This window comes from Salinimicrobium oceani, from assembly GCF_012037645.1.
This window is the reverse complement of sequence record NZ_JAAVJR010001633.1, coordinates 1-285: the sequence shown is the minus strand read 5'-3', so window position 1 is coordinate 285 and position 285 is coordinate 1. Positions and strand designations below refer to the sequence as shown.

General features: G+C 62.8%; 1 protein-coding gene. It reads left to right on the top strand.

Annotation, left to right across the window (positions count from 1 at the left end):
• Positions 1-6 precede the first annotated feature (6 nt).
• Positions 7-285, top strand: a 279-nt coding sequence (locus tag HC175_RS23390) for a class I tRNA ligase family protein (RefSeq protein WP_235942740.1), incomplete at its 3' end; no start/stop codon positions are given.

Below are 285 nucleotides of genomic sequence, written 5' to 3'. Positions count from 1 at the left end.
AAGGGCATGTTCCTCGCCGACCGCTTCATCAAGGGCACCTGCCCCCGCTGCGCGGCCGAAGATCAGTACGGCGACAATTGCGAAAAATGCGGCGCCACCTACGAGCCCACCGAGCTGAAGGATCCACGCTCGGCAATCTCCGGCGCCACCCCGGTGCTCAAGGATTCCAAGCATTTCTTCTTCAAGCTGCCCGACTTCGAGGCGATGCTCAAGGAGTGGACCCGCGGCGGCGCGTTACAGGAATCGGTGGCCAACAAGATCGCCGAATGGCTCGACGGTGGCCTG